The organism is Tabrizicola sp. (genome assembly GCF_030694085.1).
In the GTDB taxonomy this organism is placed as follows: domain Bacteria; phylum Pseudomonadota; class Alphaproteobacteria; order Rhodobacterales; family Rhodobacteraceae; genus Tabrizicola.
In genome coordinates this window covers 245,277-265,008 of sequence record NZ_JAUXZE010000093.1, presented here as the reverse complement: position 1 = coordinate 265,008, position 19,732 = coordinate 245,277, and the positions used below count along the sequence as shown (strand labels likewise).

Below are 19,732 nucleotides of genomic sequence, written 5' to 3'. Positions count from 1 at the left end.
TCGACCGGCCCATCCGCCGAAAAACGCGTTTCACAGGTTTCCAAATGTCTGACCGAATTCTTCGCCCGGCGCTGGTGCTGGGGTTATTGTCGTCGATCGGGCCTTTCGCCATCGACATGTACCTGCCCGCGATGCCCGAGATCGGGGCGGCCCTTGGCACGACGGTACAGGGGATGCAGGGCACCATCGTGGCCTATTTCATCGCCTTCGGCCTTGCGCAACTGATCTACGGGCCCTGGGCCGACCGTTCGGGCCGCAAGCCGCCGCTTTATGCCGGGATTGTGGTTTTCATCCTTGGCTCGCTGGTCTGCACCTTTGCGCCGACGGTGGAGTGGTTGCTGGTGGGCCGGGCCATTCAGGGACTGGGTGGGGCCGCGCTGATGGTGGTGCCCCGCGCGATCATCCGCGACCTTTATACCGGGCATGCGGCGACGCGGCTGATGGCGGCGGTGATGATGGTGATCTCGGTATCCCCGATGCTCGCACCCCTGGCGGGATCGGGGCTGATGGCGGTCGCCGACTGGCGCTGGATCTTCGGCGCGCTGGTTGTGGCGGCGGTCGCAAGCCTGACGATCCTGGCCTTGTTCCAGCCGGAGACATTGCACGAGGCGGACCGGCAACCCTTCAACCTGGCCGCGATGCGGCGGGGGGCGGGCGTGTTGTTCACCGATCCCCTGTTCATGGGACTGACGTTCCTGGGCGGGTTTGGCATGGCAAGCTTCTTCGTCTTCATCGCCAGCGCAAGCTTCGTCTACACCGGGACTTTCGGGCTGTCGCCCACGGGCTTCTCGCTGGCCTTCGCGGTCAATGCGATCGGCTTCTTTGGTGCCTCGCAGGTAGCCGGGCCTTTGGGATTGCGGCATGGCGCGCCGAAGGTAATGGCCTGGGCCTCGGCAGGGTTCGCGGTTTTTACGGTGGTGCTGTTCGCGCTGGCGCTGGCGGGGTTCGTCAGCCTGTGGCTTTGCATGGTCGGACTCTTTCTGGCCAATGCCTGCCTGGGGCTGATCATCCCGACGGCAATGGTGATGGCGCTGGACGAGCATGGCGATATCGCGGGGCTTGCCTCGTCCTTGGGCGGCACGCTGCAGATGCTGGCGGGCGGGCTGATGATCGTCGCGGTGGGACCGTTCTTCGACGGAACCGCCGTGCCGATGCTGGGCGCGATCGCCTTGTGCGGCGTGCTGGTTCTGGCGCTGTCTCGGCTGGTCCGGTCGCGTCAGGCGGCGGCGCTGGCCTGAAGCTCAGCCATCGCGCGGTCGATCACGTCAAGGCCCGCGCCTGTGCGTGAGGCGTTTTCCGACAGAACCCGGCGCCAGCCTCTGGCGCCAGGTTTTCCCGTGAAAAGGCCCAGCATGTGGCGGGTGATCTGGTGCAAACGGCCGCCATTGGCGAGGTGCTCGGCGATGTAGGGGCGCATGGCGTCGACGACGGCGAAGGCGTCTGGCGCATAGGCATCACCCCAAAGCGCGTCGGCCCCGATCAGAACCGAGGCTGGGTCGTGGTAGGCCGCGCGGCCAATCATCACCCCGTCAAGGCCCTGATCGAGCAGGCCTTTTGCCTGGTCAAGGGTCGTGACGCCTCCGTTGATGCAGATCGTCAGTTCGGGGAACCGCTGTTTCATGCGCAGGACAAGGGCGTGGTCGAGGGGCGGGATCTCGCGGTTTTCCTTGGGGGAAAGGCCCTGGAGCCAGGCCTTGCGGGCGTGGATGATGATGTGGCGCACCCCTGCCCCGGCGATGGTCTCGACGAAGGCGGGCAGAGCGGTCTCGGGGTCCTGCTCGTCGACGCCGATCCGGCATTTCACTGTAACAGGGGCTTCGGTCTCGGCCTGCATGGCGCGAACGCATTCGGCAACGAGGCCGGGGCGTTCCATCAAGACGGCACCGAAACAGCCGGACTGCACCCGGTCAGACGGGCAGCCGCAATTCAGGTTGATCTCGTCGTAGGCCCAGGGCTGCGCGATCCGCACCGCCTCGGCCAGTTCACGCGGGTCCGAGCCACCGAGTTGCAGCGCGACCGGGTGTTCGACCGCCGAGTAATCCAGGAGCCGGGGCTTCGGGCCGTGCACGATAGCAGGGGCGGTGACCATCTCGGTATAAAGCATCGCCCGCCGGGTCATCTGCCGGTGAAAGACACGGCAATGCCGGTCCGTCCAGTCCATCATGGGCGCAACCGATAGCCGAAATGCCACTTTCTCTTTTTCAGTCAATGGTTTATTCCGACACTTTCGGTTTGCTGAACGCTGACTCCAGTCAGTGCCGCCCAATTGCACAAGGACGGAACGCTTGGGTATACCGTCGGCGTTCAGATCAAGAAAGTCGGAAAGTTTCCGGCACGCGCCCGAACCAGTCGCCCGGCCATTATCTGGCCGTCCATGCAACGATTTCAAGCAGCACACTCTGCAACGCACTGTCGAATCCACTGACCAAAGTCCGAGTGTCGTCGGATGCAACCGTCTTTGCCGCGGAAAAGCGCCGAGAGGTGACGATCTGGCGGTCGGCCTCACGGATCAGAGTCATCATCATGCTGATCCGAATGACGAACTCACCCCCTTCCGGCCCCAAGGGTTCAACCTGAAAGTCCTGAAGCTCGGTCATCAGCGTGTAATCGGGGTTAAGTCCGTTTGCGGTCCGACCAACCAGTTCGAACCCTCCGAGGTTCTGAAACGATGCGACGAGGAGGGTTTGCAGAAGCGCCGGAGCGGGTTCGGACCATCGGCCGTCAGGCAGATATTGCGCCTGATAGGGGACCGGCTTGATCAGTATCCGGTCGGTAGCCAGCGCACCGGCAGAGCTTGGCAATTCGACAATCAGGTGCCCTCTGCCGCCTCTTGCCGTTCCAACGCTGCGGGCGGGCGTCAAGGTATAGGCATCAAGCTCGGCACCTGCCTTGGAAAGGGAGGACAGCGCCCCGCAACCCGAAACCGGGGAAAGGGCGATGACAAGGGCGGTAGCAATCCAGCGCATCTTTCAATTCCTGTATTCGGGGGTCTGAGTGCCAAGAAGGAAGCGACCTGGGTCACGTCCGATACGGTCGGCCACGGCGCCGATGTTGGCAATGACCTTGCGCGCGTCAGATGCAAGGTCGCGATATTGCGGCAGGGCAGAGCGCGCAAAGGTCTTCAGTTCGGTCGCGGTGGCTCCGACGTCGGCGACGGTCGATTTCAGTTCGTCGACCAGACCGGGGATGTCACCAGTGATCACAGCATCCGCACTTGAAAAGGCGGCCTCTGCCTTGCCCAGCGCCGCATCGGCGCGGGCCAGTGTCCCTTCGGCGGCCGTAACCAGCCGTTCTGCGCGCGCTGCTATCGCATCGACGCGGGAGCTGACAGTCTCGACGTTCTTCAGGATCGCTGCAACGGCCTCGCGGTTCTGTGGAGTGGTGAACTGGCGCACGTCTTCGATCAGGGCGATGGCCTCTTTCAGAAGATTGGGGGCGGCGTTGGTCAGTTCCTGCACGACCGAGGGCTGCGAGACGATGACCGGGACCTCGGCGGGGGGGATCACTTGCAACGGGTTGGACATCGGGCTGCCGCCCTCTAGCGCAACGAAGGACACTCCGGTCACACCTTGCGACGAGAGCGTCGCCCTGGTGTCCTGCCGTACCGGGGTGGTGGCGCGGATTTCGATCCGAACGCGCACGAACTGGGGGTTCTGACGGTCCAGATCGATCGACAGGACCTTGCCTACATCGACGCCATTGTAGCGCACCACGCTGTCCTGGCTAAGGCCCGAGACAGTCTCGAACACGATGTCATATTGCGCATAGGAGCGGTTGATTTCAAACTGAGCCAGCCAAAGCAGAAAGCCCAAGAGCGCTGCAATGGCGCCAAGGGTGAATGCCCCGACCAGAATGTAGCGGGCTTTCGTTTCCATCAGGTCGCCTCTTGCAGCTGGGCCGCATGGGCGCGGGGTCCGTGGAAGTAGGACCGGACCCAAGGGTCGTCGACCTGCATCATCTCGGCCATCGTGCCGGTCACCAACACTTTCTTCTGCGCCAGAACGGCGATCCGGTTGCAGGTGGCGTGCAGCGTGTCGAGGTCGTGGGTGACCAGAAATACCGTCAGCCCCAAAGCCTTTTGCAGCGAGATGACAAGGTTGTCGAACTCCGACGCGCTGATGGGGTCAAGGCCGGCCGTGGGTTCGTCCAGAAACAGGATCTGCGGATCAAGTGCCAGGGCACGCGCCAGCCCGGCACGCTTGCGCATGCCGCCGGAAAGCTCGGAGGGATAAAGATCGCCAGCCGTCGCGGGCAGGCCCACCATCGCGATCCTAAGATCCGCCAGCGCGGCACGGGTCGCTGCATCGATTGCCAGCTTCTCGCGCATCGGGGCTTCGACGTTCTCGCGGACGGTCAGCGACGAGAACAGCGCGCCGTCCTGGAACATCACCCCCCAGCGGTTCTGCACCGCTGCCGGGTCGCGGGTATCTGGTTCCGTCCGGGTGGGCGGATCGGTCAGCACCTCGGTCCCCAGGACGGTGATCGTACCTGTCGCAGGTTTTTGCAGGCCGACGATGCTGCGCAACAGGACGGACTTGCCGCTGCCCGAAGCGCCAACCACGCCCAGCACCTCGCCCCGTCGCACATCGAGGTCAAGGTTCTGGTGGACGGTGGTCTTGCCGAACCGGTTGGTCAGGTTTCGCACGGTGATGACCGCATCATCCATCAGACCCCCCAGACCGAAAAGAAGATCGAGGCCAAGGCGTCGACAACGATGACCAGGAAGATCGCGACGACCACGGACCGCGACGTGCGGCTGCCAAGCGAGTCGGTGTTCCCCTCGACCTGCAGCCCCTGGTAGCAGCCGACCAGGGCAATGATCATTGCGAACACGGGTGCCTTTGACAGCCCGACCAGCGCGTGACTGACCGTCGTGTTGACGGCCAGCTGCGTGCGAAACATCGCGGGCGAAATCCCGAGGTCGATCCAGGCCATGAGAGCGCCGCCCAGAAGACCGGCCATGTTGGCCACAAATCCAAGGATCGGGAGCAGGATCAGCAGGGCCAGGACACGGGGAATGACCAGAAGTTCGATGGGATCAAGGCCCAGCACGCGCATCGCATCAATCTCTTCGCGCATCTTCATGGACCCGATGGCAGCGGTGAAGGCCGAAGCCGACCGTCCGGCAACGATGATCGCGGTCAGCAGGATGCCCAGTTCGCGCAGCATCGAAATCGAAATCAGGTCGACGACGTAGATTTCGGCGCCGAACTGTTCCAGCTGTGACGCCCCCTGGAAGGCCAGAACGATCCCGATCAGAAACCCCATCAGACCGACGATGGGCACAGCGTTCAGACCTGCCTGCTGCATGTGATGGGCAAGAGCGGTCACCCGCAGGCGCGAAGGACGCAGGATGGTCGTGGCAAGCCGGGTCAAGACCAAGCCCAGGAAGCCGAGCGTCTTGCCAAGTTCGACCGCGAACACCGAAACCGACCTGCCAAGCTCGAACAGCATGTCGCCGGCCTCGTGGTGAGGCAGGCGGCGACGGCGCTTGCGGCTTGCGGGCATCGCATCGGCGACGGTCTGCAAGAGCAGCACCTGCGCGCTGGTGGCATTGTCTATGGCAACCTCTCGCCCTTTGGACTTTTGCGCCATCTGGAACGACGCGATGGCCCAGGCACCGGCGGTGTCAAGCTGGGTGACTTCGGACATATCAAGGACGCTGACCCCCGATTGTCCGTCAAGAAAGCTGCGCTGCGTGGCCAGGTTGGTCAAGGTAACAGCGCCGACGAGTCTGGCACGGTCCGCTTTTCCGTCTTCGGGACTTTTCGTGGACATCGATCAGACTTGAACGGACCGGCGTCCGACATGGACTGCCGCGCCATGCGAAAAGCGCCGTTGCATGACAGCCTTTTCCACTTAACCACCTATCCCCCTAGAACCTTGAAAAAGCGCAGGCTGATTGCGCCGGAAAAGCCGCGCCGGACCGAGCCTTCTCGGAACCTAACGAAACCAAAGCGCAAACGGTTCCCTGCGGGCTGCCGTGGCCTGCGAGGGGGATGTCGCGTGGCCGCGCGGGATTGCGCGGGTCCGAAGGCCAAGTGTCCCCTCCGGGTCATTGACCCCTTGGACCCGAAGCCCCATAAGGCGCGGGCCGGCCGACCCTATCAGACCGTTAGTGGAGGCTATCATGACCACCCGCAGCAGTTTCCATGCACCTTGGGGAGAAGACGCCCTGCGACGGGCTGTCGACGCTGCGGGCATTGCACTGTGGGAATGGAATGTCGACACCGATGCCTTCGTCATGGACGAACGCGGCTTCGAACTGTGGGACGTCTCATCGGTAGAGGCCCTTACGTTCGAGCATCTGTCTGCCAAGATTCACCCCGCCGACCGTGACAGGGTCCGTGCGGCCTTCTTTGCGACACGTGCAGTTGTCGGCCCCTACGAGATTGACTTTCGCACGCTGGTCGGGACCGACGTTCGGTGGATATCGGCGCGGGGGCGGGGCAGCGACGAGGACATCGTCAAGCGCGCGATGGTCGGCGTGTTTCTGGATGTAACCGGGCGCAAGCAGGCCGAAGAAAGCAGCGAACTTCTTGCCGGCGAAATGAGCCATAGGGTGAAGAACCTCTTGACCATCGCGTCCTCACTTGCGCGCATCACGTCCCGGTCGTCGTCCTCGATCGAGGATATGCTGGCCCAGTTGACGAACCGGCTGACTGCCCTTGGCCGCGCACATGATCTTGTCCGGCCTTTGCCGGGACACGAAGGTGGCGCTGCGCTGCTTGGCGACATCTTCACGGTCCTGCTGGCACCCTATGACGATCAGGGTGCGTTTGCCGGTCGTGTCCGCATTGCCGTTCCCCGAATGGGCGTGGGTGAACGGGCGGCGGCCGCGTTGGCCCTCGTGGTCCACGAACTGGCCACCAACTCGCTGAAATATGGTTCGCTTTCCTCGAACGAGGGCGTTCTGGATGTGTCCGGCAGTCTGGCGGACCAGCACGTCACCCTGACCTGGACCGAGCAGGGTGGCCCCGAGATTGCGACACCTTCCGAGACGCAGGGCTATGGCAGCAGACTGCTTCGCGCCACGGTGGAGGGGTCTTTGGGCGGGTCGCTGACCTATGATTGGCTGAAGACCGGGGTCACGGTCGCCTTGGAACTGAACAGCGAGCTTTTGTCGGTCTAGCCCGACTGGTCCACCCCTGCGGCCAAGGCGGGAGAGACGGTGTTCCGCGACGGCGCTGCCGACGCTGGTTGGCTGAGGGTGACCACAAGCAGATGGCTGCCGTCCCGCAACGGCCAGGACAGCTGGCCCTCGGTCACGGCCAAGGGTGCTCCATTCAGGTCAGCCGACCCGATGCCTTGTCCGGTTCCGCCAGGATTGAGGATCGTGATCCCGTAGCGGGCAGCACCAAGCGCGATGGTCAGGGACAGTTCGGGCCAGGACGGCGGGAGGCACGGATTCAAGGAAAGGGTGTCGCCGTTGCGGGTCAGCCCGACGATACCCTCGATGCCCGCGCGATACATCCAGCCGGCCGAGCCGGTATACCAGGTCCAGCCGCCTCGACCGGCGTGCGGCGGGGTCGAGTAGACATCGGCTGCAATGACGTAGGGTTCGACCTTGTAACGCTGGGCATCGGCGTCTGTCAGGGCATGGTTGATCGGGTTCAGCATGGCAAAAAGCTGGTGCGCGGCGTCCCCCTGCCCCAGTCTGGCCTGCGCAAGGATCGCCCACATCGCGGCGTGGCTGTATTGGCCGCCGTTTTCGCGCAGGCCGGGCGGGTAGCCCTTGATGTATCCGGGGTCTGCCGCCGTCCGGTCGAAGGGGGGCGTGAACAGCAGGGCGATGCCCGCGTCGAGCCGGACAAGGTGCTGTGTCATCGACGCCATTGCAGTTCGCGCGCGATCCGGGTCCGCAGCCCCGGAAAGGACCGCCCAGGACTGCGCAATGCTGTCGATGCGACATTCCTCCGAGCTTGCCGATCCCAGCAGACTGCCGTCATCATAAGTTCCCCGCCGGTACCAGGCACCATCCCAGCCCCGTGTTTCGATGGCCTCCAGTACCGATTTCGCATGGGCGCGCCAGCGTGCCGCCCGCCCAGGGTCACGGCTTTCGGCGAAGGGGGCCATCAGGTCGATGGTCGCGATCAAGAGCCAGCCAAGCCATACACTCGTGCCCCGGCCGCCCTCGCCGACGCGGTTCATCCCGTCATTCCAGTCGCCAGTGCCGATCAAGGGCATGTCGTTCTCGCCAGTCAGCAGAATGGCTTGATCCAGGCCCCGCGCGCAGTGCTCGAAAAGGCTTGCCGTATCTTCGGATGTGTCCGGCCGGAAGAAGTCGTCATGCGCTTCCGGTGGCACGGGCGGACCCTGCAGGAAGGGCACCTGCTCATCCAGGATCGCCGTGTCGCCGGACACGGCAATATAGCGCGCGACGCCGTAGCCGAGCCAGACGCGGTCGTCGGAAATGCGGGTGCGCACGCCCTGGCCGGAATGTGGCAGCCACCAGTGCTGGACATCGCCTTCCGGGAACTGTCGCGAGGCGGCGCGCAGCAGGTGGGCACGCGTCATCTCGGGGCGCGAGAAGGTCAGGGCCATCCCGTCCTGCAACTGGTCCCGAAACCCGTAGGCGCCGCTGGCCTGGTAGAAACCGGCTCGCGCCCAGATGCGGCAGGCCAGGGTCTGATACATCAGCCAGCCGTTCAGCAGGATGTCCATCGCGCGGTCTGGCGTGCGAACCTGGACCGTGCCCAAAAGTGAGGCCCAGTGGTCCTTGACCCGGGACAGCAGCTCTTTTGCATCGGTCGCGCGAAGGCGCTGGACCAAGGCGCTGGCGGCAGCTTCGCTTTCGGCTTGGCCGATCAGGAATGTCAGCGTCACCGTCTCGCCCGGGCGAAGTGTCAATTCCCGTTGCAGGGCCGCGCAGGGGTCCAGGCCCGGCCCCGTCGCACCGGACAGGGGTCTGCCCTGCACGCCCGCTGGCGCGGAAAGTGACCCGCCCGTTCCGATGAACTCGACCCGGTCGGCGGTCAGGCTGTTTACTCCCGCACCGAAATCGGCAAAGGCGATGCGCCCCGGAAAGGCAGTGCCAAAACTGTTCTGCGCCAGGATCGATCCGGTCTCGGGATCGGTGTGGGTGATGATATAGGGTGCGCTTGCCCCGCGCGATGTGCCCAGGACCCATTCGGCATAGGCCGTGACCGACAGGCGGCGTGGCGTCGGTCCCGCATTGCGCAACTGGAGACTGGTGACCTTGGCAGAGGCATCCAGCGGCACGAACTGGGTCATGTCCGCCGAAATGCCCTGGGCGTCGTGCTGGAAGCGAGAATAGCCGAAGCCGTGGCGCGCGATGTAAGTTCCGGGTCCCCGGATCGGCAGCGCGGTCGGAGTCCAGACATGGCCGGTTTCCATGTCTCGCAGATAGATCGCCTCGCCCGTCGGATCGCACACCGGATCGTTCGACCAGGGGGTGATCTGGTTTTCGCGGCTGTTTTCCGACCAGACGTGCCCGCTGCCCTCGGCCGAGACCTGGAAGCCGAAGCCCGGGTTGGCGACGACGTTGATCCAGGGGGCCGGGGTGGTGCGCCCGGCTTGCAGGATGGTCACATACTCGCGCCCATCGAGGTCGAAGCCGCCAGTCCCGTTGAAGAATTCAAGTTGCGGAAGTGTCGGCGCCGAAGCTGCGGCTGGAAGTGGCAGGGCGCTTGCGGGCCTGCTGATGGGCCGGGCAAGAAGCCGCGCGAGTTGACTGGCAAGGTCGCCCCGGCTGGCAACCAGAATGATCCGCGCCACCGAAATCAGCTGCTCGCGTGCGCCCAGATTCAAGAGGTCGGTCCGCAGCACGTGGATCGTCCCGTTGACCGGCGCGTGCACCCCGGAAGCCCGGGGCCGCGACCGCGCGGCGCGCACGGCACTTTCGATGGCGATCTGCAAGTCCTGCACATAGGACGAGGTCCGGTCGTTCAAGACGACCAGGTCCACTGCGTGCTGATGCACCTGCCAGTATTCATGCGCGCTGATCGCCTGATGCAGGACAGAAATGTCGGCTGCATCGTCGATCCGCAACAGCACGATCGGCAGGTCGCCCGATATGCCCAGCGCCCAAAGCGCGGACTGCAGCGCCGCACCGGACACGATCTGCCCAGGCGAAGCGCGCAGGCGCGCGTCATTGCGGATCAACATCCCGCCAAGTGTCTGGAAATCGGCCGCATCGGCATGCGTGATGCCCAGATGCCGCAACTGCACCTGCGCCTGGGTCCAGGCCAGAGTGGCGGCGCGCGCGAAGGCCGAAGGATCGCGGTGCCGGTCCACCAGATCAAGCAGCGCGTCCGGCGTATCGGCCACCATCGTCCAGAAGGTGACCCGCGTCGTGCCGCCCGCCGGAACCCTGACCCGACGGCGGATCGAGAAGATAGGGTCCAGCACGGTGCCGGTGGTCCCGGACAAGGGCTGGTCCATCATCACCGCCGAGCCGATATCCCGTCCGCGCCCGATGAACCTGGCCCGGTCCGTCTCGATCTGGATCGGCGCGGTATCCTCGCCTTCCACCACGGCGATATGGGCGGCCCAGACCTCGGGATCAGACGGAGAGCGGCGACGCCGGGTTGCGATGACGACCCCAAGTTCGGGAAGATAGTCCGTCACCACAAACATCTTTGAAAAGGCCGGGTGCGCCTGATCGGCCGCCGCAGCGGCAAGCACCAGTTCGGCGTAGGAGGTCACGTCGATCTCGCGGTCGCGACGACCGCTGTTGGTCAGCGTCACGCGCCGCGCTTCGGCATCGTCTTCGGCCGAGACGACAACCTCGGTCAGCGTGGTCAGCCGCGGCATCTGATGGGTGAAGGCGGCATGGTGTTCGCAGAAGACAGCCCGAGGACCCTCGTCCCCGACCCCTGTCGGTTGCAGGCCCGCGGACCATACCTCGCCCGAGGCAGTGTCTCGCAGGAACAGGAACGACCCAAGCGCCGCCTGCGCCGCTTCAGCCCGCCAGCGGGTGATCGCAATGTCGCGCCAGCGGCTGAAGCCTTCGCCCGTCGCGGTCAGCATCACCCCGTAGTTGCCGTTGGATAGAAGATGGGCGGTCGGCATTTCGGACCCGGGGTTTTCGAAGGTCCGCACGGCGGGCGCGTCGTGGTGTTCGACCGGGGCCACCAGCACTTCGGTCGCGCGTGGCGGGGCACTGGCGACGTCGCGCGGGATGCGCTCTTGCAGCAGAAGCTCGACGCCCTGGATCATCGGCTCGGCATGAAACCTATCTCGCAGGCGGCCATGCAGCAGGGTGTTCGCGATTGCGGTGATCGTCATCCCCTGATGGTGCGCCATGAAGCTGCGGACGATGACCTGGCTTTCGTTCGACGGCACGCGCGCCGGGGTGAAGTCCACAGCCTCATAAAAGCCGTGACGCCCTTCGGCCCCAAGCTTGGCCAACGCGGCATAGTTCTGCACAGCGGCCACCGGGTCGATCATCGCGGCAAGCCCTGTCGCATAGGGTGCGACCACGCGGTTCTCGCTGAGCCCGCGTTTCAGCCCAAGCCCCGGAACGCCGAAGTTGGAATACTGGTAGGTCATGTCCAGATCGCGGGCGTTGTAGGAGGATTCAGAGATCCCCCAGGGAATACCAACGGCCGCTGCATAGCTGCGCTGGCTGGCCACGATCAGGCGCGTGGTCTGTTCCAGCACCGATCCCGCCGGTGCCCGCATCACCAGCGACGGCATCAGATACTCGAACATGCTGCCCGACCACGAGATGAGTGCCGACCCCGATCCGACCGGGGTTGCCGCACGTCCCAACCGGAACCAGTGCCGCGTCTCGACATCCCCTTTGGCGATGGCGAACAGACTTGCCAGACGCGCCTCGGAGGCCAAGAGGTCGTAGCAGTTGGTATCCAGCCGATTGTCGGCGACGGAGAATCCTATGGAGAGAAGCTTCCGGTCAGGCTCCAGCAGGAAAGCGAAGTCCATCTCAAGCGCCAGGGTGCGGCAGAGGGTCTCCACCTCGCCCAAGAGCGTTGTGTCCACCGCGGCGGCCCGGTCTGCCAGATGATCGGCAAGCGCGGACTGCATGGCAAGGGTCCAGAACTTCGCATCCGACGCCGTGTCTCCGGTCAAGGCCACGGCGCTGTCCATCGGACCTGTCAGCGTGGCGAGGGGCGTCGATGGATCGGCCGCCGCCGCGGCAATCGCGGCAAGGGCGCGGATCAGGTCCAACTCTTCGGCATCTACGCCAAGCGACCGGCGGGCCAGGACAGCGCAGTCGCCCATCGCCTGACGCACGGCCGCCTCGGTCGTTGCCGCGCCTTCAGCCCAGTCGTGACACGCCCGCGCCACGGCGATGAGGTGTCCCGCAAGGTTTCCGCTGTCGACCGAGGACACATAGGCCGGGTCCAGGACCCGCAGGTCGCGCGTGTCGTGCCAGTTGTAGAGGTGACCGCGAAAACGCGGCATCCGCTGGATGGTGCGCAGGGTGTCGCGCAGCCGCTGCAAGGCGGCCTGGCGCCCGATCCATCCCATATCGTGCGCAGCCACAGTGGACAGCAGGTAAAGGCCGATGTTGGTGGGCGAGGTCCGAGTAGCAATGGCGGGCCGGGGGATCTCCTGGAAATTGTCCGGCGGCAGGAAGTTCTCTTCCGGCGTGACGAAGGTCTCGAAATAGCGCCAGGTGCGGCGGGCGATCAGCCGCAACTCTTGCGCCTGCGAAGCGGAAAGCGCGGCCACGGGCAGTTGCGCGCGCGGAAGGCTGATTGAACGGGCAATGGCAGGTGCTGCAGCCCACATCAGGCCGAAGATGGCCGGCAGTGGCCAGACCACGGGGTTCAGGACCCAGGCCAAGGCGCAGGCTCCAACGCCAAGGGCCAGTCCGGGAAACATCGAGGCATATTGGCCGAGGACCCCGGGACGGGCGCTGCCGCCAATCTGAGCCGCTGTCATCCATTCCAGCAGATGCCGCCGCGAGATGCGAAGCCGCCACGCGGTCCGCACGACCGCGTCCAGCATGGTGGCCGCCGTATCGGCAAGCAGCACCAGGCTGACCACGAACTGACCCAGCGCAATCAGGGTATCGGTCCAGAGGGCCGCGAAATGGCTGCTGAGCGTGACCCCACTGCGCGAGGGGAACAGGCCGAACGGCAAGGCCAGAAGCCGCGGAAGCGCAAGGATCGACAGCGTCAGACCCGTCCACATCAGGGCAAGGGGAAGCGGCAGCATCCAGCCCGCGACAAGCGACAGCAGCGCCACGGGCGCCAACAGCGACCGGCGCAGATTGTCGATCATCTTCCAGCGCCCGATTGCCGGGACTCCGCCCCGATCCTGACTCCGATTGCCAAAAATCCACGGCAGAAGCTGCCAGTCCCCGCGGACCCAACGGTGCTGGCGGCGGATGTCGACATCGTGGCGGGCAGGATAATCCTCGACCACTTCGATGTCCGAGGCCAGAGCGGCCCTGGCGAAGGTGCCCTCGAAAAGGTCATGGCTGAGAAGGCAGTTCTCGGGCACGCGCCCGTCCAGAGCGGCCTCGAAGGCATCCACGTCGTAGATGCCCTTGCCGGTGAAGGTGCCCTCGCCGAAAAGGTCCTGATAGATATCCGACGTCGCCGCTGCATAGGGCTCGATCCCACCCGGGCTGGAGAAGAGCCGCTGGTAAAGCGAGCCGTCCTGACCGGTCGGCAGGGAGGGGCTGACCCTGGGTTGCAGGATGCCATAGCCGCCCGTGACCCGCTGCAAGCCCGCGTCCAGCCGCGCGCGGTTCAGGGGATGCGCGATCTTGCCCACCATCTGCGCGACGGTCCCGCGCAGAAGGCGGGTATCGGCATCCAGCGTGATGACATAGCGCACATTGCCCGGCAAAGTGCTGCTGACCACGGCAAAGGTGGTATCGGTCGCGCCGCGCAAAAGCCGGTTCAGTTCGACCAGCTTTCCGCGCTTGCGTTCCCATCCCATCCAGACGCCCTCGGACGGATTCCACAATCGACGGCGGTGCAGGAAGTAAAAGCGCTGGCCGTCCTGGCTGGGGTAACTTGCGTTCAGCCGGGCAATCGCCTCGGTCGCGGCGGCGGTAAGCGCTGCATCATCTGCATTGGTCTCTGTCCCGGAGTCTGGCCCATCCGAGAGCAATGCATAGTGCACGGCACCACCCGCACTGGACAAGTGGTGGATCTCCAGCCGCTCGATCTGTTCGGCAATGTCGTCCGCGCGGGTCAGCAGGACCGGGACCGCAACCAAGGTTCGCAGTTCGTTGGGAATCCCCTTCATCAGGTAAAGCCCCGGCAAGGGTCTTGGCGGCACCGACCGGGTGATCACGGTGTTGACGATCGCCGTTGCCAGGTCCCCCGCAAGCCACAGAGCCAGAATACCAAGAAACAGCAGGCCCATCGGCCCGGCGCCTGCGTTCGCCATCACCAGCATCGGCGGGATGAAGATGACCACGGCGACCACCGCAATCGCCGTCAGATAGCCGCGCAACCCCCACCGCCCGATCTGTCGAAATGCCGCCAACCGGGCAGGTGGGCGGAAACCGATCGCATCTTCCAGCTCGGCTCTTCCTTCACCGATCAGCCAGTGACCTGCGTCCCGCCGATGCTCCTGGTCGCTGTTCGCCGCGAGGTCCAGGGCAGCATCGGTCACTTCGCCTTCGGTCATGGGCGCGTTCTGGGCAAGGATCTCGATTTCGGTCCGGTATTGGTTCCGCGTGGCGAAATCCATCGCGGCATAGGTTGGGCTGTCGCGCAGGCGGGCATCAACCAGGCTTACCTCTTCGAAGAAGTCGGCCCAGTCCATCTCGGACGCCAGCCGCATCGAGGTGACGATGTTGCGCATGGTCACGTTGGAAGCGCCAAGGCGGGTCTGCGTGTTGGTGATCACCTCTTCGACTGACGTGCCCTGACGGGACAAGCGGTCCTCCAGCCAGCCCAGAAGCGGGGTCTGCAACGGGTCCAGGCCCCGCAACCGCTTGGCGATCTGGCTTGCGACGATTTCGGGAAGCGGGCCGGCCTCGTAACGCTCGACCGCGCGCTGCATCACCGAGAACGCGGACGATGAACTGACTGTGCTGCCCAGCACCACGTCGACGAGGGCGTCCGCCTCCAGCCGCAAGGCGTGTCCTTCGACGATCTGCTGCGCCAGTCTCCGCATATTCTCGATCAGGACGATTCTCAGGGTGATGGCGACAGCCCAAAGCTCGCCGATCATCAGCGGCTGAACCTGCTGGTAAGCCTGGACAAAGCGTTGCAGGACCGGGCCGGACATCAGGCTGTCGGTGTGCGCGACATAGGCCCAGGTCAGCCCGAACACCCGCGGATAGCCTTCGAAAGGACCATCGGCCAGTTTCGGAAGCTGTCGATAATACCCAGGCGGCAGATCGTCATGGATCTGCCGCAACTGCTGCTCGACAAGATGGAAGTTGTCCAGAAGCCACTCGGCGGCAGGAGCGATCACCTGGCCCGCTTGCAAAGCGCCCGCACAGGTCCGATAGGCCGCCAGAAGGACGTCGGCATTCTCCTTTACTCTGCGGCTTAGCGGCTGAACCCGCAGCGACGGACCCGCAGTGACCGGTTGGGCCGCCGCCAGGCTGAAGGCGTGATGCTCCAGCCGTTCGGTACCGAAAAGGTCTTCCCGAATCGGAGCGCTATCCTGCCAGACGCCGGGGACCGTGGTGAAACCTGCGCGGACCGACCTTCGCAGGCGGCGGATCTTGCCTTTCCAGTCCGTCACTTAGCAGAAGTCTTGAACTCGGCGTCCGTCACGGCAGCTTTCTGGCTGTCCGCTATCGTGGCTGGCAACGGGTCTTGACGTCTGATCGTGCGAAGGCCGACGCCAACCGCGTCAGTCCGCTCGTCACAGAGGTCGGCCCGAATGCGCCGGGTCATCAGCGCCCATTTGGTTTCGATCTGATCCCATTTCATGTTTCGTTTTCCTTTCGGGTCATGGCAGTGCCCACGTCGGGACGTGACATCAGGCTGATTGCCACAGTGCGGCATCCTGTTTCGTCACGTCGGTCTTGTGATCGCAATCGTTGGATAGCCGACAGATCGGAGGCCCGAGACGGGCCTCCTGCATGTCGCGTCGCTGCTGGTTGGCGATGCGTTGTCTGCCAGCCGAAAATTCGCTGTGCCAGAACACTCTTCCTATCCTGCAACTATAGCATGAGCCGGGGCCGCAGGGGTAGCGGAATGCGCCGTCATTTTACCGGCCACGGCAGTTTCCTGCCGGACGGCTGCCTGGCGCGCCACTGCTGCCGCCAGCAATCCGTCATGATTGCCGCAGTCATGCCGTGTCCCACTGAATTTGAAGGCGACAAGGGGAACAATACGCCCAGCCATCGTGATGGCGTCGGTCAACTGGACTTCGCCTCCCTTGCCACTCGCCGTGTTCTCGAGCACGTCAAAGATCATCGGATCAAGGATGTACCGACCAACCGCGCCAAAAGACGAAGGCGCCAGACCGGGTGAGGGCTTCTCGACCATACCGGCAACGGGCAGACATCTGCCCTTGGGCAACCCGCCAAGCCGGAAAATGCCGTACTGCGAAGTTTCCTCGGGGCCAACCTGCATCGCGGCGATCATGTGGCCATCGGTATACTGCGATGCCATTTCCGCCAGGCAGTTCGGACCCATGACGATGTCGTCCGGTAGCAGCACCGCGAATGGACCCGGTAACGTCACATCCCTGCAGCAAAGGACAGCATGCCCCAGGCCAAGTGGAAGATCTTGGTGGACGAAGATGATCTCGGGGCCGATCCCGCGTGGATCACCTGACAAGCAGGGATCGTGACCAGGCGCATGGTCCGCGAGATAGGCCTGGATCGCCCGCTTGGCAGCGCTGATCACCACGACAATCCGCTCTGCGCCAAGGCCAACCGCCTCGTCGATGGCAAAGTCCAGAACCACCCGGTCATAAACGGGCAGTAGCTCTTTCGCCGTCACTTTGGTCGCGGGGAGAAGGCGGGTGCCAAAGCCGGCAGCTGGAATGATGACCGTCCTGATCGACGTGTCTGACACGGCCGCCTCCGCTGGTGTTAGAATGAATGTCCGACGCAACGCGCCGGAAGAGGCTTTGGTTCCCGCGGCCAGCTTGGGCACCTGCAGTTTTCTTTCCGCCCCTGCGCCAAGAACGAACTCCGACAGGTCGGTTGGGAAACTGTCTTGATCGCAGGGCTGGCTGAGCTACTCTCCCGAATTGGGGGGACGTCCATGAAAAGAAATCTGGCTTCACTCGACATCGACGTGTTCGCGCGCACGGCATCGATCTTCTCGGCCAAGCGCGCGACCTTGGCCCCGGAAGCTGTCGAGGTTGTGGCAGGCGACATTGTGCGACGCCTTGCACAATCAACGACTGGCACGCCCAATTTTGATGTCCCGCCGATACCCGAGGAAAGCCTGGACGCCTTTTGCGATGCCTTGATCCTGCCCGATCCTGATGCGGCGCTGCACTTTATCGAGGATCGCCGCGCCGAGGGCATTTCACTGCCTGGCGTATACCTCGGCTACATCTCGGGCGGAGCCCGCTGCCTTGGAGAACGCTGGGAAAGGGACGAACTTTCTTTCCTGCAGGTCACTTGCGGCACCGGCCACCTTTACGCCCTGATGCGGGCACTGAGATCCGAGATCTCATTTGCCAGTCGCAAGTTCGACAACCGCCGGGTCGCGCTGTTTGCGACAGTTCCGGGCGAAGAGCACGGGGTCGGAATCACGGTTGCCGCGGACTTGTTCCGGGAGGCTGGATGGGAGATCGACCTGGAAACCGGAACTGAGCATGACGAACTTGTCGCTCATGTCGAAAAGACGCGACCACACATCATCGGACTATCTCTTAGCACCAAGCACCGGCTGGATGCTCTGGTTCGGCTGGTCGTGGCCCTGCGACTTGTCGTGCCTGGCGCGATCGTCGGTGTCGCCGCTTCAGCTAGCGTCGATGCGGAACACCTTCGCGACCTCGTGGATATCGACCTTGTCTTCTCGGACGCACCGTCGGCCTTTCGTGAACTGGATCGGCTCATGCGGCTTCGCGCCTGAAAGGCCCGAACGCGGACAAGGGCCGCGGGCCGCCGTCTTTTGCCAGGACTATAGGACCGGTCGCCTGCAGTCAGTGCCCAAGACCGGGGTGCGGCATGTGCTTGTGAAAAGACTTCCCTGGGTCGCGGACTTCAACACCAGGCCATCCCATTCTGCACTCCGCTGTCAAACACCCGCAGGTTTCGCGCGCCAAGCCGCGCCGCGCCCCGAGGCCCTTTGCCTCACCCAAGAAATGGCCAGAGACCGGAAAGTGGGCACCGCCGTGGCGGAATGCGGGCCGGATGAAGATGAACCGAAGATGAACGCCAGGTTCGCGACACATTAAACATGGTTTTGGCAGAGTGATTCCAAGATGAGTCGCAATCCGCCAGCAAGAGCGAACGACATGTGTATCTGTGGGGGAAGTCATGCTGCGTTCGTCGACCGAGGAAAATCGCCTGTACCTGACTGCCGACCTGCGGGCCTTTGATGGCCAGCCGCTTCAGAAACGCCAGAAATCCTCGGGCAGCATATTCCCCGCGGATCTGAAGCGGTTCCCGCCGGTCGAGGACGTCGTCGCCGCCCTTGACCGGATTGCCTCCCGGGCGTTCGCCGCCTGAGGTTTCCTGTTCTCCGTTGCGAAGCGAAGGCCATCCGGGTTCCGGGTGGCCTTTTTCATTTGCAACAGTCGATCTTCCAGGGCGGCCAACGCCACAGCGATCGTCTGAAACGCAAGACGGCCGACGGATGGCCGGCCGTTTGCAGTCTGTGTGGTGGAATCAGAGGCCGAGCAGCTTCTTGACCGCGGCCTCGACCTCGTCGGTCACTTCCTTGTTCGCCGCAGCTTCCAGAAGCGACCGCTCCAGCGCAGGCTGGTCTTCGATCTTCTGGGTCAGCTCGTCGATTTCGGCGTCCACCGCTTCATAGGCGACGGCATTGTCATACTCGGCCTGAAGCCCTGCTTCTGCCAGTTCGGCAGCAGTCAGCGTCTCGCGTGCCGTGACAAGCTGGGCATTGATCGCGTCGATTGCGACGGTGTCGGCCGGATCGGTGTTCGCAAGCTGGGTTTCCAGAGCGGTGACGTTGCCCGCTGCGGTTCCCGATTCTTCGACCGCAAGGTCAAGGTCGGTCTTGATCAGGTCAGCCCCGCGCGAGGGCAAGTCCAGTCCAGCAAGCTCGGCTTCCTTCAGCGCAAGTTCATCGGCCAGGGCCTCTCCGGCCAGCACGGAATCGCGGTAGGCGGCGATTCGGCCGACGCGCGAATTCGGCGAGGCGTTCTTCAGCGCGTTCTCGTTGGCATGGGCCGCGTTCAGCGCACCCAGTTCGGACGGATGGACGCCAAGTTCCCCGGCAAGGTCCTTCTTCTTCGGTTTTGCCTTGGCTTTGGCTTTGGCCTTTTCCTTGGTCTTCGACTTGGCACTGTCGCCGCCGGACTTCTTCTTGTCGGCCTTGTCCGACTTGCCGGACTTGTCGGACTTGCCCGCCTTGTCAGCCTTGTCAGCCTTGCTGCTGCCGCCCGACTTGTCAGAGTTGCCTCCGTTGCCGTTGCCGCCGCCATTGCCACCGCCATTGTCATTGCCCGACTTGGCGAACGCCACGTCCGGCATCGACACAGTCGCGACGATGGCGACCGAGCCCAGGAGGGCCACCGAAAGCGAGCATGCCTTCAGGAATTGCAGGGACGTCTTCTTCATCTCTTACCTCTAATGAATTGGTGCGACCTGCTGGGCAGAGTCGACCGGGCCGAACCCGAGTCGCAGGTCCATAACGGCACTAGACACCACGGGCGTTTAACTCATAGA

The 19,732-nt window shown here is 64.0% G+C and carries 13 protein-coding genes; 4 read left to right on the top strand and 9 right to left on the bottom strand.

The genetic code is table 11. The features are described from left to right. The first annotated feature begins 44 nt into the window (after positions 1 to 44). A complete protein-coding gene (locus Q8M85_RS22305) occupies positions 45 to 1,238 on the top strand; it encodes a multidrug effflux MFS transporter (RefSeq protein ID WP_305548919.1) in 1,194 nt (397 codons plus the stop codon). On the opposite strand, the gene dusA is transcribed toward Q8M85_RS22305, so the two are convergent. The 5 genes from dusA to Q8M85_RS22280 form a co-directional block, all read right to left on the bottom strand. After that, entirely contained in the window at positions 1,217 to 2,209 is a 993-nt protein-coding gene (gene dusA, locus Q8M85_RS22300) for a tRNA dihydrouridine(20/20a) synthase DusA (RefSeq protein ID WP_305548915.1), read from the bottom strand. The two genes, Q8M85_RS22305 and dusA, sit on opposite strands and share 22 nt — an antisense overlap. 151 nt (positions 2,210 to 2,360) lie before the next feature. Continuing rightward, the gene (locus Q8M85_RS22295) at positions 2,361 to 2,966 is read right to left on the bottom strand and encodes an ABC-type transport auxiliary lipoprotein family protein (RefSeq protein ID WP_305548912.1); all 606 of its coding nucleotides are present in this window, start codon (positions 2,964 to 2,966) and stop codon (positions 2,361 to 2,363) included. Between the two features lie 3 nt (positions 2,967 to 2,969). After that, complete coding sequence (locus Q8M85_RS22290) at positions 2,970 to 3,875, bottom strand: MlaD family protein (protein WP_305548909.1); 906 nt, start codon at positions 3,873 to 3,875, stop codon at positions 2,970 to 2,972. Further along, positions 3,875 to 4,669 (bottom strand): ABC transporter ATP-binding protein, encoded by a 795-nt coding sequence (locus tag Q8M85_RS22285; RefSeq protein WP_305549026.1) that lies wholly within the window; start codon positions 4,667 to 4,669, stop codon positions 3,875 to 3,877. The genes Q8M85_RS22290 and Q8M85_RS22285 overlap by 1 nt, the downstream gene beginning before the upstream one ends. After that, positions 4,666 to 5,778: an ABC transporter permease gene (locus Q8M85_RS22280; protein WP_305548906.1), complete on the bottom strand. Its 1,113-nt coding sequence runs from the start codon at positions 5,776 to 5,778 to the stop codon at positions 4,666 to 4,668. The genes Q8M85_RS22285 and Q8M85_RS22280 overlap by 4 nt, the downstream gene beginning before the upstream one ends. Before the next feature lie 352 nt (positions 5,779 to 6,130). On the opposite strand from Q8M85_RS22280, the gene Q8M85_RS22275 reads away from it, so the two are divergent. Further along, positions 6,131 to 7,132, top strand: coding sequence for a sensor histidine kinase (locus tag Q8M85_RS22275; protein WP_305548904.1), 1,002 nt, complete (start codon positions 6,131 to 6,133; stop codon positions 7,130 to 7,132). Here Q8M85_RS22275 and Q8M85_RS22270 read toward each other — a convergent pair. The 3 genes from Q8M85_RS22270 to Q8M85_RS22260 all read right to left on the bottom strand — a co-directional run bounded on the left by Q8M85_RS22270 (position 7,129) and on the right by Q8M85_RS22260 (position 16,937). Then, complete coding sequence (locus Q8M85_RS22270; protein WP_305548901.1) at positions 7,129 to 15,651, bottom strand: GH36-type glycosyl hydrolase domain-containing protein; 8,523 nt, start codon at positions 15,649 to 15,651, stop codon at positions 7,129 to 7,131. The genes Q8M85_RS22275 and Q8M85_RS22270 overlap by 4 nt on opposite strands. Beyond that, positions 15,648 to 15,842, bottom strand: coding sequence for a hypothetical protein (locus Q8M85_RS22265; RefSeq protein ID WP_305548898.1), 195 nt, complete (start codon positions 15,840 to 15,842; stop codon positions 15,648 to 15,650). The genes Q8M85_RS22270 and Q8M85_RS22265 overlap by 4 nt, the downstream gene beginning before the upstream one ends. A 222-nt stretch (positions 15,843 to 16,064) precedes the next feature. Continuing rightward, entirely contained in the window at positions 16,065 to 16,937 is an 873-nt protein-coding gene (locus tag Q8M85_RS22260; RefSeq protein ID WP_305548896.1) for a UTP--glucose-1-phosphate uridylyltransferase, read from the bottom strand. A 144-nt stretch (positions 16,938 to 17,081) separates the two neighbouring features. Here Q8M85_RS22260 and Q8M85_RS22255 point away from each other — a divergent pair, with 144 nt between their 5' ends. Together Q8M85_RS22255 and Q8M85_RS22250 are read left to right on the top strand one after the other, a co-directional pair. Beyond that, on the top strand, positions 17,082 to 17,951 hold the full coding sequence (locus Q8M85_RS22255; RefSeq protein WP_305548893.1) for a B12-binding domain-containing protein: 870 nt from the start codon (positions 17,082 to 17,084) through the stop codon (positions 17,949 to 17,951). Positions 17,952 to 18,358: 407 nt separating this feature from the next. After that, complete coding sequence (locus Q8M85_RS22250; RefSeq protein ID WP_305548890.1) at positions 18,359 to 18,550, top strand: hypothetical protein; 192 nt, start codon at positions 18,359 to 18,361, stop codon at positions 18,548 to 18,550. 159 nt (positions 18,551 to 18,709) lie between these two features. On the opposite strand, the gene Q8M85_RS22245 is transcribed toward Q8M85_RS22250, so the two are convergent. Then, entirely contained in the window at positions 18,710 to 19,624 is a 915-nt protein-coding gene (locus Q8M85_RS22245; RefSeq protein WP_305548887.1) for a hypothetical protein, read from the bottom strand. Positions 19,625 to 19,732: the final 108 nt, after the last annotated feature.